The following is a 14,922-nucleotide window of genomic DNA, read 5'->3' as shown; positions in this document are numbered from 1 at the left end:
TCCTGTGCGCCGCCAGAGGTCGTCGCGGGTGTACCTCCTGTCGCGCTTCCTGCCCGCGCGGGGGCGCGCGTTCGTCGAGCACCTCGCCGTCAGCGCCGCGCGCCCGGCCGCGCGCGGCGCTGACGGCGGACGGCGGACGGCGGCGCGGCAAACCGGGAATCTCGCTGGGCGGTGCTGCCCACGGGGTCGGGCCGCGCGACCCTGCCTGTGCTAGACGTGCGCGCCATGAGCGTCGAGGTTGGCATCGTCGGACTGCCCAACGTGGGCAAGAGCACCCTGTTCAACGCGCTGACGGCCGCCAAGGCCGAGGCGCAGAATTACCCCTTCTGCACGATCGAGCCCAACGTCGGCGCCGTCCCTGTCCCTGACGACCGGCTCACGACGCTCGCGAAGTTCATCAAGACCGAGAAGATCATCCCCGCCATGGTGCAGGTGGTCGACATCGCCGGGCTCGTGCGCGGCGCGAGCACGGGCGAGGGGCTCGGGAACAAATTCTTGAGTCATATCCGTGAGGTAGATGCCATCCTCCACGTGGTCCGCTGCTTCACGCTCGCGGACGTCGTGCACGTCGACGGCGGGGTCGACCCGCTCCGCGACATCGACACGATCGAGACGGAGCTGATGCTGGCCGACCTCGGCTCCCTCGAGGGGATGCTGGAGCGCACGCGGAAGCAGGCCAAGGGCGACAAGGAGCTCCTCCCCAAGATCGCGCTCATGGAGAAGTGCCTCGAGGCGCTCCAGGCCGGCAAGCCCGTCCGCGGGCTCTCCTTCGACGAGGAGCAGCGGAAGGTCGTGAAGACGTTCGGCCTCATCACGGCGAAGAAGGTCCTCTACGTGGCGAACGTCGACGAGTCCGACGTCTCCGGCACGGGCCCGCTCGCGACGAAGGTGCGCGAGCGCGCCGCCTCCGAGGGCAGCGGCGTCGTGCCCGTCTGCAGCAAGCTCGAGGCGGAGCTGAACGAGCTCGCGCCCGACGAGCGCAAGGAGATGCTCGAGAGCCTCGGCATGAAGGAGCCGGCCCTCTCGACGCTCGCGCGCGAGGCCTACCGGCTGCTCGGCCTCCAGAGCTACTACACGGCCGGTCCCAAGGAGATCCGCGCCTGGACGATCCCGATCGGGTGTACGGCGCCGCAGGCCGCGGGGGTCATCCACAGCGATTTCGAGAAGGGCTTCATCCGGGCGGAGGTCTACAGGGTGGACGACCTCGTCGAGCACAGGACCGAGGCCGCCATCCGCGCCGCCGGCAAGCTGCGCGTCGAGGGCAAGACGTACGTCTTCCAGGACGCCGACGTCGCGCACTTCCTCTTCAACGTCTGACCGTCCGCCCCACGAGCGCGCCGCTGCCGTCGGGCTCCGCGAGCGCGCTCGGTGCGCCCCTGCTGCGCGGGCGGCGCGGCACCGCCGTTGCTCTTCCGGCGTTCGCGCAGGCGCGGTGTGCCGGCCACGACCGCCGGCCCTCCGCGGACTCGCGCTTCTCGGACGGAGGCAGGACGGTGCCCAGGGCGAGCGTCGGCGCGTGGCGTGTGCTGGTTCTCCTTGCCTCGTCGGGGAGCGCCGTGGCGGGCTGTGTCGCGGCTTCCACCGACGTCCCGCCCGAGGAGGCGGGCGCCCCGGACCCGGGCGTCGGCGCGGCGCGGGCGCCTGTTCCGCCCGCTCCGTGCGATCTGCCGCGCGGGTTCTCGGAGGGCGCGCCGCCCCGCTTTCCTGCGGTACCCGCGGTGGCCATCGGCCACAGCCTGTCCACGGAGCCCGGCGACGACGTCTTCGGCCGTTTCCTGCGATCCACCGTCGTCTTCTGCGGGCCCGACGAAGAGCCCTATTTCCTTCACTACCGCTTTTACCTCACTGGCCCGTTCTCGGGTCGCTGGCTGCGCCCGCCGCTGGTCCAGCCGCTCTGACCGCGCCTCGCTGCCCAGCCCGCCTGGCGGCCGTCGCCGTTCGTCGGCGTTCTCTGGCCGATGGCCGCGTCGCCCCGTCCGGTTTTTTGACCCCCTGGATCCGCTCGGCTACCTCCTTCGCCCTTCACGAGACGAAAGGACGATCATTTGGGCGCACTCAAAGGATCCATCTCATTCTCGAAGTTCTATGTCCGCGGCGAGCTCACCGAGGGCTTCCGCGACAGGTTCGTCGAGCGAATCCAGCTCCGCGCGTTCCGGCCGCTCACGGTCGAGGAGGACGCGGAGCAGCGCGCCGGGTGGTGCTCCATCGAGAATCCGCTCGACTGCGAGCTCGATCACGGCAAGATCTTCTTCAACTCGTACATCAACCTCGGCCTCAGGACCGATCGCTGGCAGGTGCCCTCGGCGCTCTTCAAGGCGCATTTCGCCGAGGCGGAGCGGGAGCACCTCGCCAAGCGCGGGCGCGAAAAGCTCGGGCGGCGCGAGAAGGAGGAGCTCCGGGCCGTCGTGTCGAGGAAGCTCCGCGCGCAGCTCATGCCGGTGATGAAGGTCGTGGATCTGTCCTGGAACCTGGAGGCCGGCGTCGTCCGGTTCTGGAACCAGTCGCCGCGCGCGCACGAGGGGCTCTCGGAGCTCTTCGAGGAGACCTTCGAGCTCGATCTCGTGCCGGAGAGCCCGTACACGGCCGCCCGTGAGCTCGGCTTGACGGCCGAGCAGCTGGCCGCGTTCGAGCTGCTCAAGCCCACGGTCTTCCACGCTGAATCGACCCTTGGAGGTGCCCTGTGAGCCTCGCTGAGCTGATCGAGCAGCGCCGGTTCGTCGGCCGCGAATTCCTCGTCTGGCTCTGGTTCGAGAGCGAGCTCTTCGAGGGCCGCTTCTCCCTGGACGCCCTCGGCGTCTGCGAGCTCTGGCTCGAGGGGCAGATCACCCTCGTCCAGGAGAAGGAGCAGAGCCGGCTCAAGGGCGCGGCGCCGAGCAGCGCCCCCGAGGCCCACGAGGCGCTGCGCCAGGGCAAGCTCCCGTCGCACGCGCGCGTCCGCGTCACGCGCGGAGAGCTCGAGTATGCCTTCCTGTTCAACGCCGACGCGTTCTCGCTCTCGGGCGTGAAGATCCCGAGCGTCGTCAAGGACGCCGTGGACGAGCAGTTCTACGAGCGCATGTACCTCATCGAGGAGCTCGAGACGCTCTTCACCGCGCTCTACGGCGAGTTCCTCGCGCTTCGCCTCGGGGCCGGCTGGGAGTCCGGGGTGGCGCCGTTCATCCGCACCTGGGTCCGGGGCGAGCCGGTCGACACGGCCGCGTACCAGAAGCTCCGGGGCAAGCTCGCGCCCGTCCGCGGCGCGGCGAGGTCGAGGACGACCCCGCCGCCAGCGGAGAGGCCCGAGCGCGCGGCGCGCGTGGTCGCCTGACCTCGTCCTCGTCGGCGGTGCGCCGGCCGCGCCGCGCGGGGCCGGCGCGCTCGCGCCGCTACTTCCCCTTCACCTTGCCGTGGACCTGCTTCGCCATCGCGAGGTGCTCCTGGAGCTGCGGCAGCGTCGAGGCGGCGAAGTGCTTCACGTCGGCGTCCTTCGCCTCCTTCGAGGCCTTCTCGAACTCCTCGATGTCGCGCTGGTGGTCATCGACCATCGCGCTCATGTAGTCCCTGTCGAACTCGGCCCCTGTCTTCTTGGACAGCTTGTCGACGTCCTCGCGGTGCTTCTGCGCGAGCTCCTGCGGCACGAGCGCGTCCTTGCGGTGCGCGAGCTCCGCGAGCCGCTTGTTGATCGCCGTGTGATCGTCGACCATCCGCTGCGCGAAGCGCTTCACTTCCGGGCTCGCGGTGCGCTGCTTCGCGAGCTGCCCGAGCCGCACCTCCAGGAGCCCTCCCTGACCAGCCTTCTCGACGAACTCCCGATCTGACTCGCTGAGCTTGGTTTGGTTGGCCTGGGCCTGCTGCCCTGTCGAGCCCTGCCCCTCTGCCGCAGCAGAGGCCGGCGCGGACGCCGCCGCCATCATGATGGTGAATAGAACAGGCTTGAGCATCTCAGTCCCCTCCTTGTCTCGGCCGCCTTCCGGCGGCCGTGCCGATCGCTCCATCGCCCCGGGACGGCCGGACTCCACTGCTCGGCGCCCCCGGGTCGATGCGCTCGCCGTATGTCGTGAGTCGCCGGCGCTCTGGCAAGGGGCAGCGAACATGGGGCGGTCCGCCGTCCACGCGCTCGGCGCAGCAGGCCACGCCCGGCGGAAGGGCAAAAGGCGCCCGAGAACTGGGCCCCGGCCGATCGCTCCATCTACGCTCGGCGCCTGTGGTCGGCGAGTTCTTCAAGCGCCTCACGAACGGCGTCGTATTCCTCCTCGCCGCCCTGACCTTCTTCCTCGTCCCCATCGGCAGGAAGACGGCCGCGCAGCACCTCGTCGCGATCGTCTCGACGCCGCCCGCCAGGGAGGCCGTCTCGGCCTTCGCCCACATCGCTCGGCGCATCGCCGTCGAGGCGCGCACGGAGCTGGACAAGCTCCGCCGCCCGCCGCCCGCGCAGCGCGAACCGAAGCCGACGACCACGAAGGTGAGCCCGCCGCCGTAGCTGCTCCTGTCGCCGTTGCGGGCTGATCGCGCTGGTCGGCTCGCGCCGAGGGCTCAGCCCTTGCGCGGATCCTTCACGTTCGGGTGCTCGTTGTAGAAAGCGTCGAGGCTCTCGCGGGAGATCTCCGCCTCGATATCGCCGTCTTTCAAGATCTTCGCCTGACAGCCGAGGCGGCTCGTCGACCGGACGTCGAAGGCCTTGTCGAGGATGTCCTCCTCGTCTTCCTCGGCCTCGCTGAGGAGCTCGCGCCCCTTCGTGACGTAGACGTGGCAGGTCGAGCACGCGCAGACGCCGCCGCACGCGTCGCCCTCGGGCGCGCCCACGGACTTCGACGCCTGGAGGACGGACGAGCCCACCGGGGCCTCGACCTCCCACGCGCGGCCGTGCGCCAGAAATCGGACCTTGGCCATCAGCTCCTCCTCGCCTCGACGCCGGCCTTCGCCGGGCCAGCGCCGCTCGCCTCGACCGGCGCGTGGCTCGCGTCGTCCCCGCCGTGCTCGGCCAGGTGCGCGTCCACGCCCTTCGCCGCGGCGACCTTCGCCTCGACGTCCTCGACCTGCTTGCCCGCGATCGCCCTGGCCACGGCGCGGTCCATCCGCCGACCAGCCCAGCCGTGCGTCGCCTCGTCGAGCGCCTCCGTGCGCGCCAGGATGAGCCCCGGCTTGTCCCCGCGGATCGCGGCGTCGAGGCCCTTCAGCGCGCCCTCGATCCCCTCGCGCTCGCCCGGCTCGAGCAGATCGGCGTCCGCGGCGAGCGCCTTGCGCGTCGCCATCGCCACGCGCTCGCCCTCGACCCGCGCCTCGACCAGCCGGCGCTTGAGGAGGTCTTCCTCGCCGTGGTCCAGCGCCGCGAGGAGCATGTCCTCGACCTCCTCATCGGTCAGCCCGTAGCTCGGCTTGACCTCGACCTTCTGCTCGACCCCCGTCGTCAGCTCGCGCGCGGTCACGCCGAGCAGGCCGTCGGCGTCCACGCGGAACGTCACCTCGAGCCGCGCCATGCCCGCGGGCATCGGCGGGATCCCCTTCAGCACGAAGCGCGCGAGCGAGCGGCAGTCGGCGGCGAGCTCCCGCTCGCCCTGCACGATGTGCAGATCGAACCCGGTCTGGTTGTCCGCGTACGTCGTGAAGACCTGCCGCGCCCCTGCCGGGATCGTCGTGTTCCTCGGCAGGATCTTCTCGGCGACGCCGCCCATCGTCTCGATGCCGAGCGACAGCGGCAGCACGTCGAGCAGGAGCACCTCGTCCGCGCGATCCATCGAGCCGGCCAGGATGTCGGCCTGGATGGCCGCGCCGAGCGCGACGACCTCCTCGGGATCGATGTCCTTGAGCGGCTCCTTGCCGAAGAGGCTCGCCACGTAGTCGCGCACGTGGGGCACGCGCGTCGCGCCGCCCACGAGGATCACGCCGTCGAGGTCCGCGGCCTGGACGCCCGCGTCGCGGAGCGCGCGGCGGCACGCGACGCCCGTGCGCTCCAGGAGCGGCGTGATGAGCGCGTTCAGCTCGTCGCGGGTCACGGTGACCAGCTTCGACGCCGGGCCGCCCGTCGCCTCGGCCGCCTGCACGGGCAGCTCGATCTCGATCTGCGTCGCGTCGGTCAGCGCGTGCTTGATGCTGCGGGCGGTGTCGAGCGCGAGCCGCACCACCTCGGGCGTGCGCCGCGTCGCGCCCATCTCCTCGAGCAGCCGCTCTGCGAGCGCCCTGTCCATGTCGTCGCCGCCGAGCGAGCTGTCGCCCCCGGTGGACTTCACCTGGAAGACCCCGTTGTCGAGCAGGAGCACGGTGACGTCGAACGTCCCGCCGCCGAGGTCGTACACGGCGAACAGGCCGTTTTGCTGCTTGTCGAGCCCGTACGCGAGCGCCGCGGCGGTCGGCTCGTTGAGCAGGCGCAGCACCTCCAGACCGGCCAGCCGGCCCGCGTCCTTGGTCGCCTGCCGCTGAGCGTCGTCGAAGTACGCCGGCACCGTGATCACCGCGCCGCCCACGGAGCGGAGCTCGCGCTCCGCCGAGGTGCGGAGCTCCCTCAAGATCTCCGCCGACACCTCGACGGGCGTCACGACCGCGTCCCGCACCTTGAAGCGCACGCTCTTCGCGTCCTCGGGGCCCTTGGGCTCCGCGAACTCGTACGGCCCGAGCCGCCGCGTCTCCGGATCGTTCGCGCCGCGGCCCATGAAGCGCTTCACGCTGACGATGGTCTCGCGGGGGTAGCTCTGCGCGAGCCGCCGCGCGCTGTCGCCCACGACCGCGTGCCCGCGCTCGTCGTAGTGCACGACCGACGGAACGAGCCGCTCTCCGTTGCAGTCGTCGATGACCACCGGGCGGCCGTCGCGCACGCGGGCGACGAGCGAGTTCGTCGTCCCGAGATCGATGCCGATCGGGCTGGGCCTTGCTTTGGGGTCGAAAATTTCGAGGAGGGTCATTTCAAATCTGCGAGCTCTTCTTCGATGGCGCTCACTTCGTCGAGGAACCGCCGGATGTAGCGGAGCTCGCTGAGCAACGCGAGCACGCCCTTCAGCTGCTCCGGATCATTCCCTGCGGCGGCGAAGGCGCCCTGGATCGCCGTGAGGGTCGCCTGCTCGCGTGCGAGCATCGCCTCGCCGAGCCGCGCGATCCGCGCGGGATCGCGCCCCTTCGCCGCCTCGGCGAGCTCTTCGCGCGACTCCATCATCTCCATGAGCAGGGCGGGGGAGGCCTTCTGCTCGCCCTCCTCGCCCCGCGCGACCCCCGCGCGCTGGAGCAGCGCCTCGGCCCGGCGGATCGGATCCTTGAGGACGCGCAGGGCGTCGTTCGCCTCGATCGCGCGGCCGAGCGCGAGCCGGCGCTCGGCCGCGGGGGCGCCCGCGTAGCGATCGGGGTGGAGCGCGCGGGAGAGGTCGCGGTGGCGCTGCTCCAGCGTGCGCAGGTCGAGGTCGAACCGCGGCTCGACGCCCAGGGTATCGAAGGGATCGGTCATGGCGTGCTCTTGGGGAGGCGCCTCGGCGAGCTCTCGCGCGCGCTCCCTTGCGGCGGCTCAGGCCACCGTGAACGAGTGCCCGCAGCCGCAGCGCGTCGCCTCGTGCGGGTTCTTGAACTTGAAGCCCTGGAACATGAGCGTCTTCTCCCAGTCGAGCACCGAGCCGCCCAGGTAGAGGATGCTCTTCTTGTCGCAGAAGACGCGCACGGTCGCCTTGTCCGGCTCCGCAAACTCCAGGACGAGGTCGCCGGACCGGGGCGGCTTGTCCTCGAACTCGATGACATAGGAGAACCCGGAGCAGCCGCCGCCGCGGATCCCGACCCGGATGGCGCCCTCGGGTGTGCCGCGCTTGGCGAGCTGCGCCCGGATGGCCTGCACCGCGGCGTCGCTGACCGAGAGCGTCCGCTTCGACTTGGCCTCCGCCTCGCCCGAGGCCCCGTCGCCGCGCGCGGGCGCGGCGTCTGCGGTCGCGGTCGGCGCGGCGTGCGGCCCGGTGTCCGCCGCCTTGGTCGTGGTCTGCTCACTGCTCTGCATGCGTCGTTCCTTCTCCGGTACCGGTTCCGGTGCTGTGGGCCGCCTCCGCCCCGAAGCCCCGGCGCTGTTACTCCGCGCTCGCCGTCGCGGTGGCCGAAGGCGCCGCGCCCGCGAGCTCCTTCTTCGCCTGCTGCTTGGCACGGAAGTCGGCGATGGCGCTCTTGATCGCGTCCTCGGCGAGGACCGAGCAATGGATCTTCACCGGAGGCAGGTGGAGCTCCTCGGCGATCATGCTGTTCTTGATCGTCTCGGCCTCGTCGATCGTCTTGCCCTTCAGCCACTCGGTGGCGAGCGACGACGACGCGATGGCCGACCCGCAGCCGAACGTCTTGAACTTCGCGTCCTCGATGACGCCGCCCTCGCCGACCTTGATCTGCAAGCGCATGACGTCGCCGCAGGCCGGAGCGCCGACGAGCCCGGTGCCGACGTGCTCGTCATTCTTGTCGAGCGTGCCGACGTTCTGGGGGTTCTCGTAGTGCTCGATGACCTTATCGCTGTATGCCATGGCTCTCTCCTCGACCGTTTCCTTTCGTCTCGAAATCTCGCTCTGTCGGGCCGGCGGCGCCCGCGCCGCTCGTCAGTGGGCCGCCCACTGCACGCTGTTCAGGTCGATCCCCTCTTTGTGCATCTCGTAGAGCGGCGACATGTCGCGCAGCTTGTTCACCTTCCGGATCACGAGGTCAGCCACGTAGTCGACCTCCTCCTCGGTGGTGAAGCGCCCGAGCCCGAACCGGATGGACGAGTGGGCGAGGTCGTCGCCGATGCCCATCGCGTGGAGGACGTAGGAGGGCTCCAGGCTGGCGCTCGTGCACGCCGAGCCGCTCGAGACCGCCACGTCCTTGATCGCCATCATCATGGCCTCGCCCTCGACGAAGCTGAACGACACGTTGAGGTTGCCCGGCAGCCGCCGATCGGGCGAGCCGTTCAGCTGGATGGCGTCGAGCTCCTTCCAGAGCCGGTTCCTGAGCCGCTCGCGCAGCGACAGGATGCGCGCCGACTCCGCCTCGCCCTCCTCGATGAGGATCTCGGCCGCCCTGGCGAACCCGACGATGCCGGGCACGTTGAGCGTGCCGGACCGCATGCCGAACTCGTGGCCGCCGCCGTCCATCTGCGCGGTGATGCGGACGCGCGGCTTCGACCTGCGCACGTACAGGCAGCCGATGCCCTTCGGGCCGTAGATCTTGTGGGCCGTCACCGACGCGAGGTCGACCCCCATCTGCTCGACGTTGAACGGGACCTTCCCGACCCCCTGCACCGCGTCGGAGTGGAGGAGGATGCCCTTCGATTTCGTGATCTTTCCGATCTCGGCGATGGGCTGGACCGTGCCGACCTCGTTGTTGGCCAGCATGATCGAGACGAGGATCGTCTTGTCGGTGATCGCCCGGGCGACGTCGTCCGGGTCGACCATCCCGTACTTGTCGACCTTGAGGTAGGTGACCTCGTAGCCCTGCTTCTCGAGCCGCTTGCAGGTGTCGAGCACCGCCTTGTGCTCGATGACGCTCGTGATGATGTGGTTGCCCTTGTCCCTGTAGAACTCGGCGACCCCCTTGATGGCGATGTTGTCGCTCTCGGTCGCGCCGGAGGTGAAGACGATCTCCTTGGGGTTCGAGGCGCCGATGAACCTGGCGAGCGTCTCGCGCGCGTGGCCGACCGCCTCCTCGGCCGTCCAGCCGAAGACGTGGCTCCGGCTCGCGGCGTTGCCGAATTTGCCGTTGAAATACGGCAGCATGGCGTCGAGGACACGCGGATCGACCGGCGTCGTCGCGTGGTAGTCCATGTAAATCGGAAGCTGGATACCCATGGTGTTTCTCGCTCAGCGGTGATTCGAGCCGTGGCGGCAATGCCCATTGCCGCGGATACCGGCGACGAGCTCGGGCTCAGCCGTGCTCTTGTCGTGGAGGTTACAGTTCGTGCAGGCGGCGACGAGCTCTGCCGGGTCGCACGTCTCGCAGGTGTCGAGGTAGGCGAGGCTCGCCACGAGCTCGTGCTCGAGGGTCTCGAGGTGCGCGATCTGCTCCCGCACCTCTTCGAGCTTCTGCTGGTAGACGTGGCGGATCTGCGACATCGCGCCGGGGGCAGACGAGGACGACTCCCAGGTCGAGACGATCTGCTGGATCTGGCTCAGCGACAGGCCGAGGTCGTGGAGCTTGCCGATCCACCGGACGCGGGTGAGGGCCGCGTGGTCGTAGAGCCGGTAGCGACCCTTGGAGCGGGCGTGCGGGATGAGCAGCCCGACCTCCTCGTAGTGGTGGATCGCCCGCACGGTCTTGCCGGTCGCCTTGGCGATGTCCCCCACCTGGAGTAGACGGTCTTCCTCCCCCTCGGCATCGTCAGGCGCCTCCGTTCTCGCGTCCGCCTTGGACGTGCTGGACACGAAGGGCCCGCCGATGCTTTGCTCGTGGGCAACGGGAAGGTGGTGGCGGGTCGTCATGGGGGAAACCTTAACCCTTACGTACGCGTTAGGGTTGCGGACCTTGTAGGGCGCCGCGCCAAGACTGTCAACCGGGTTGTACGGGAGTCTGTGTGACATGGCGGAAGGAGGCGAAATCGAGCGCCGCGTGACCTTCCGGAGGAGCATCCAGGGGGGCGCACCGCGGGACGCGGGTTTTGTTGCGTCGCGTCATGCGGGATGGTCCGGATCAGGCTCGTCGCTCGGCGCCCGATAGGCGGCAGCGGTCGAGCCCTGCGCCGGGGGCCACGCAGCGGCCGCATCGGCGGCCGGCGGAGCGGGCTCCGCGTCATCGGGATCGCTCGCCCGGCGTCCGTCAGGCGCCGATGACGTCGCCGTCCGACTCTGCATGCGCTCGGATTTCCTTCTCGCGTGTCGCGCGCGCGGCGATGGCAGTCGAGTCCCCGGCTTGCTAAACAGCGACGCACATGTATGTTACTGCCCCTGACGATAGAGATGAGATGACAGGCAAGAAACGAATTCTGTTCGTCGGCTCGTTCAATCCCCCTTCTGACGGCAGGATAGGTGGGCAGTACTTCGCTTGTCGCTCTCTGATCGAGAGCGATCTGAAGGATGACTTCGACTTCCTGCTCGTCGACTCCACCATCGACAGCATCCAGGTCTCGTCGGTGTTCTCGAGGCTCCCCAAGATCGGCTTGAGGGTGCTCCGGTGCGTCCGGGAGCTGCTGCTCTCCGAGGTGGACGCGGTCCTTTTGTTCTCGAGCTCGGGGCTCAGCTTCGTCGAGAAGGGATCCATCGGGCTTCTGGGCAAGATGCTCGGCAAGAAGGTCGTCATCTTCCCTCGATCGGGGCCCATCATCGACAACGTCGCCAGGAGCAGGCTGTACAGGTCGTACCTGGGCGCCGTCGTGAGCGCCTGCGATGCGCTGATATGCCAGAGCGACTACTGGCGCAGCTTCTTCCTGGGCCTGGTGCCCGAAGGGAACGGGGACAAGCTCGTCGTCATAGAGAACTGGCTGCCTGACTCCTGCTTTGGCGAGGGGGGGCAGAAGGCTTATCCCGGGGTCATGGACAGGCCGCTTCGGCTGCTCTACTTCAACCGGATCGAGAAGCGCAAGGGGATCTACGACTTCCTCGAGGCCATGCTCCTCCTGCAGCGCGCGGGCGCCTGGGTCGAGGCCAAGATTTACGGGGACGGGAGCGAGCGCGAGAACGTGAAGCGGTTCATCGCCGAGAATCAGCTCAGGAACACCGAGTACGCGGGCTGGCTCGTCAGCGACAAGAAGGACGTGATCTCGTCGTTCGATCTGTGCCTGTTCACGTCGCACAGCGAGGGGTTCCCGAACGCGTTGCTGGAGGTGATGGCCCTCGGCGTCCCCGTCGTGTCCAGCAGGGTGGGTGCCGTGAATGACCTCATCGTTTCGGGGAAGAACGGCCTCCTGGTCGACGTCGGGAGCCCGGGCCAGATCGCGCAGGCGGTCCAGACCTTGCTCCGGGAGCCGGCGCTGCTGCAGGAGTTCTCGCGGCGCTCGGTCGAGCGGGTGCGGCAGGCCAACCGGCTCGATGATGCCATCACCAAGTTCAGGTCGCTCCTGTCAACGCTATGAAGAACCCTTCTGTGTTGCTCTACCGGATGGGGAACTTCTTCTACCGGAACAAGCTGCGCTCCATCGCCACGGCCATCACCTGGCTGAACAGGTTCTTGTTCTCGGTGTTCATCCCGTCCTCGGCCACGATCGGTGCGAATTTCAGGCTTGGTTACTGGGGGCTGGGGGTGGTGATCCATGCGAGGGCGTCCATCGGCGACAACTGCCTCGTCAGCCAGAACGTCACGATAGGGAGGAACTTCGGCAGCCAGGGGGTCCCGCGGCTGGGCAACGACGTTTATGTCGGGGCGGGGAGCGCCATCTTTGGCGACATCTCCATTGGAGACAACGTGATCATTGGCGCCAACAGCGTCGTGAACAAGGACGTGCCGTCCAACTCCGTCGTCGCGGGGAATCCGTTCAGGATCATCGCGTCCGACAGGAAGCTCAAGTACTACGAGCTGGATGACCCGAACGCCTGATCCGCAGGATCAGGTCAGCCCCACCGCGTGACGGGGCGCATCTCCAGGGGCGCCCGGTTCCATGGCGCGCGTGGCCCGTGCGAGCACGCCGCATGGTTCACGGGATGCGCGCCTCTGCTCGTGCCAACGGGGCCGCCGCGCCAGCGTCGCTCGGGCGCTTGGCGGCGATTCCGCCTCCGACGCCCTCGGCTCCGGTGTGCTGGCTTCGCCCGGCCGGGCAGCGCCCGCCGCCCGCCGCCCGAGCGTCCGGGTGCCGCGCTGCGGCATCTGTCCAGATTTGTCCTGGACCGAGCTGGGAAACCGTGATTTCTTTCGCGAGGCACCCGCCCCGCCGGTGGCCTGCCCTAGCGAGGACGTCTAGCGAGGACGTGATGAGCAACGCGGCGTCGTCGGCCCGAGACAAGGCGTTGCCGAAAAGAGCTGATGTCCCGGCTCCGTCACACAATGGATTCTCGGGTCGACAACCTCGCACCAGGCGCTGGATTCATCGCTGCTGCGGAACACCACGCGCCTCGCGGAGGGGCTCCCGGCGCTGTGGGGACGATGGAGCGCTCGCCGGGCCACGCGCCTGCCCCGAGGAAGGCACTTCCGCTTTCACGGCAGACCCCGGCACTGCCGAGGCCGGTAAACGACAATGTCACCAGGCCGACGCACCGCGGTTCACACTCCGCTTTCACGGCAGACCCCGGCACTGCCGAGGCCGGTAAACGACAATGTCACCAGGCCGACGCACCGCGGTTCACATATGTAGGTAAAATTGTGCCGTGATACTGTAAAATGTAAATGACAGCGGAAATATTAACACGCCAGCAGCAGACCAAAGCCTGCTCCTGGGTTGTTCCGTGTGCTGACTTGGGGTACTAGGTGCGCACCAACAACGGGCTGTCCGCCATGGTGATGAGCTATGAATATCGCACGCCGCGCCGCACCTTAGAGCTGCGGGATTTCCAGAGGAGCGAGCGATGGTAAGTACGCTCACGGCGGTCATTCTGGCGCTGGTGTTGTCGTGGGCAGCGACGCCGCTCGTGCGCCGTTTGGCGGTGACTGTGGGGGCGGTGGACGAACCGACCGCGCGGCGCGTACACACTCGGTGTATCCCGCGCCTGGGCGGGCTTGCGATCGTGGCGGGCTTCGTGCTGCCGCTGTTCATCCTGGCCGCGCTGGGGACGCAGATCGGGCTGAGGTGGTTCTCGCAGCACTCGCTGGTGGTGGGGCTGCTGGCTGGAGGGCTGGGGATCGCCGCGGTCGGCGCCTGGGACGACACGAAGGGAATGCGTGCGCGGCACAAGCTGGCCGCGCAGGTCCTCGTCGCATCGATCGCCTGGGCCTTCGGGCTCCGCCTCGAGTGCGTGACGCTGCCGTACTTCGGACATGTATCGTTCTCGCCGCTCTCGTTCCTGGTGACGATTCCGTGGTTCGTCGCGATCATCAACGCGGTCAACCTGATCGACGGGCTCGACGGGCTTGCGGCGGGTGTCGGCTTCTTCGCCTGCGTCGCGAACTTCATCACCGCGTACCTCGGCGGCTACCCCGGCAATATGGTGATCTGCCTGCTCGCGGCGACGCTCGCGGGCGCGATCGTGGGGTTCCTGTTTCACAACTTTCACCCCGCGACGATCTTCATGGGCGACACCGGCAGCATGTTCCTCGGGTTCATGCTGGCCGCGATCCCTCTCTTCGGCGTGGGCACGCACAAGGGTGGCACCGCGCTCGCCGTCATGGTGCCGCTGCTCGCGCTGGGCCTGCCGATCTTCGACATGATCTCGGCGATGGTGCGGCGCTATGTCGCTCGCCGGCCGATCTTCTCCGCCGATCGTTCGCATATCCACCACAAGCTGCTCGACAAGGGCCACTCGCATCGCAGCGCGGTGCTGATCCTGTATGGGCTCAGCCTGCTGTTCACCGTGGTCGCGCTGGTGGCGTATGTCGGTCGCTCGCTCGAGATCGGGTTCGCCCTCGTCGCCTGCAGCGTGGTGCTCTTCATCGTGGTGCGCACGGCAGGCTCGCTCCCGCTCTTCGGGGCGCAGCCGCAGGACGCCCGGCGCGCGCGCGAGGCCACCGTGGAGGCGCTGCGCCGCGCTGTGCCGTGGGCGCTCATGGAGATGGAGGCCGCGAGCGGCGTGGAAAAGCTGCGCCCGGTGCTCGAGCGCTTCGCCGAGGAGGCGAAGCTCGTCGCGCTCGAGGTGAGCTCGGCCGGCGCCAACGGCAGCGCGCGCGTGAAGCCCTGGAACTGGGCGCAGGATACGGCGACGCCACAGCAGCTCCGGGAGGCGGTGGTCGCGGTGTTCCCGATCCAGCTCGAGGGCGAGACCGTCGAGCTGCGGTTCCGCTGGGACAGCGAGGAGTGCGCGGTCAGTCCGCAGGCCGACATGCTGCTGCAGCTCGTCGTGGACTCCGCAGAGCGCCTGTTGCTTCGCCGGCCGCCGCCGCCGCGCGCGCGGGATTCGCGCCCGCAGGGGCGCTTCTCGGTGGTGTGAGGGGCATCCATCCCTCGCTGATTTG

At 68.8% G+C, this 14,922-nt stretch carries 16 protein-coding genes; 8 read left to right on the top strand and 8 right to left on the bottom strand.

What is annotated here, in order from left to right; translation table 11 throughout:
• The first annotated feature begins 225 nt into the window (after positions 1-225).
• The 4 genes from ychF (at position 226) to WMF14_RS39540 (ending at position 3,307) form a co-directional block, all read left to right on the top strand.
• Positions 226-1,317 carry a redox-regulated ATPase YchF gene (ychF, locus tag WMF14_RS39555; protein WP_437325159.1) on the top strand — a complete coding sequence of 364 codons (1,092 nt, stop codon included), beginning with the start codon at positions 226-228 and terminating at the stop codon, positions 1,315-1,317.
• Positions 1,318-1,493: 176 nt separating this feature from the next.
• The gene (locus WMF14_RS39550) at positions 1,494-1,898 is read left to right on the top strand and encodes a hypothetical protein (RefSeq protein ID WP_437794976.1); all 405 of its coding nucleotides are present in this window, start codon (positions 1,494-1,496) and stop codon (positions 1,896-1,898) included.
• Between the two features lie 147 nt (positions 1,899-2,045).
• Positions 2,046-2,684 (top strand): hypothetical protein, encoded by a 639-nt coding sequence (locus WMF14_RS39545; RefSeq protein WP_272102758.1) that lies wholly within the window; start codon positions 2,046-2,048, stop codon positions 2,682-2,684.
• A complete protein-coding gene (locus WMF14_RS39540; RefSeq protein ID WP_437794974.1) occupies positions 2,681-3,307 on the top strand; it encodes a hypothetical protein in 627 nt (208 codons plus the stop codon). Before WMF14_RS39545 ends, WMF14_RS39540 begins: the two co-directional genes overlap by 4 nt.
• Before the next feature lie 58 nt (positions 3,308-3,365).
• On the opposite strand, the gene WMF14_RS39535 is transcribed toward WMF14_RS39540, so the two are convergent.
• Positions 3,366-3,920, bottom strand: a complete 555-nt coding sequence (locus WMF14_RS39535; protein ID WP_272102759.1) for a DUF4142 domain-containing protein — start codon at positions 3,918-3,920, stop codon at positions 3,366-3,368.
• 263 nt (positions 3,921-4,183) lie between these two features.
• Between WMF14_RS39535 and WMF14_RS39530 the strand changes: the two genes are divergently transcribed.
• Positions 4,184-4,459: a hypothetical protein gene (locus WMF14_RS39530; protein WP_437794973.1), complete on the top strand. Its 276-nt coding sequence runs from the start codon at positions 4,184-4,186 to the stop codon at positions 4,457-4,459.
• Positions 4,460-4,512: 53 nt separating this feature from the next.
• Here WMF14_RS39530 and WMF14_RS39525 read toward each other — a convergent pair whose 3' ends face one another.
• The 7 genes from WMF14_RS39525 to WMF14_RS39495 all read right to left on the bottom strand — a co-directional run bounded on the left by WMF14_RS39525 (position 4,513) and on the right by WMF14_RS39495 (position 10,373).
• Complete coding sequence (locus WMF14_RS39525) at positions 4,513-4,869, bottom strand: 2Fe-2S iron-sulfur cluster-binding protein (RefSeq protein ID WP_437295123.1); 357 nt, start codon at positions 4,867-4,869, stop codon at positions 4,513-4,515.
• Positions 4,869-6,875 (bottom strand): Fe-S protein assembly chaperone HscA, encoded by a 2,007-nt coding sequence (hscA, locus tag WMF14_RS39520; RefSeq protein WP_437794970.1) that lies wholly within the window; start codon positions 6,873-6,875, stop codon positions 4,869-4,871. The genes WMF14_RS39525 and hscA overlap by 1 nt, the downstream gene beginning before the upstream one ends.
• Positions 6,872-7,408 carry a Fe-S protein assembly co-chaperone HscB gene (gene hscB, locus WMF14_RS39515; RefSeq protein ID WP_272102763.1) on the bottom strand — a complete coding sequence of 179 codons (537 nt, stop codon included), beginning with the start codon at positions 7,406-7,408 and terminating at the stop codon, positions 6,872-6,874. The genes hscA and hscB overlap by 4 nt, the downstream gene beginning before the upstream one ends.
• 57 nt (positions 7,409-7,465) lie before the next feature.
• The gene (locus tag WMF14_RS39510; RefSeq protein WP_437325153.1) at positions 7,466-7,942 is read right to left on the bottom strand and encodes a HesB/IscA family protein; all 477 of its coding nucleotides are present in this window, start codon (positions 7,940-7,942) and stop codon (positions 7,466-7,468) included.
• 67 nt (positions 7,943-8,009) lie between these two features.
• Positions 8,010-8,447, bottom strand: coding sequence for a Fe-S cluster assembly scaffold IscU (gene iscU / locus WMF14_RS39505; RefSeq protein WP_272102765.1), 438 nt, complete (start codon positions 8,445-8,447; stop codon positions 8,010-8,012).
• Between the two features lie 72 nt (positions 8,448-8,519).
• Positions 8,520-9,737: an IscS subfamily cysteine desulfurase gene (locus WMF14_RS39500; protein ID WP_437804383.1), complete on the bottom strand. Its 1,218-nt coding sequence runs from the start codon at positions 9,735-9,737 to the stop codon at positions 8,520-8,522.
• Between the two features lie 18 nt (positions 9,738-9,755).
• The gene (locus WMF14_RS39495) at positions 9,756-10,373 is read right to left on the bottom strand and encodes a MerR family transcriptional regulator (protein ID WP_437794966.1); all 618 of its coding nucleotides are present in this window, start codon (positions 10,371-10,373) and stop codon (positions 9,756-9,758) included.
• A gap of 479 nt (positions 10,374-10,852) precedes the next feature.
• Between WMF14_RS39495 and WMF14_RS39490 the strand changes: the two genes are divergently transcribed.
• The 3 genes from WMF14_RS39490 (at position 10,853) to WMF14_RS39480 (ending at position 14,897) form a co-directional block, all read left to right on the top strand.
• A complete protein-coding gene (locus WMF14_RS39490) occupies positions 10,853-11,959 on the top strand; it encodes a glycosyltransferase family 4 protein (protein ID WP_437794964.1) in 1,107 nt (368 codons plus the stop codon).
• Positions 11,956-12,420: a serine O-acetyltransferase gene (locus tag WMF14_RS39485; RefSeq protein WP_437325150.1), complete on the top strand. Its 465-nt coding sequence runs from the start codon at positions 11,956-11,958 to the stop codon at positions 12,418-12,420. Before WMF14_RS39490 ends, WMF14_RS39485 begins: the two co-directional genes overlap by 4 nt.
• A gap of 1,121 nt (positions 12,421-13,541) precedes the next feature.
• A complete protein-coding gene (locus WMF14_RS39480) occupies positions 13,542-14,897 on the top strand; it encodes an MraY family glycosyltransferase (RefSeq protein ID WP_437794961.1) in 1,356 nt (451 codons plus the stop codon).
• The last annotated feature ends 25 nt before the right edge of the window (positions 14,898-14,922 follow it).

The sequence above is a fragment of the Sorangium sp. So ce693 genome (genome assembly GCF_051521375.1).
GTDB classification, from domain to species: Bacteria; Myxococcota_A; Polyangia; order Polyangiales; family Polyangiaceae; genus Sorangium; species Sorangium atrum.
Note: the sequence above shows the minus strand (reverse complement) of the source record. Positions and strands in the feature narration are given on the sequence as shown.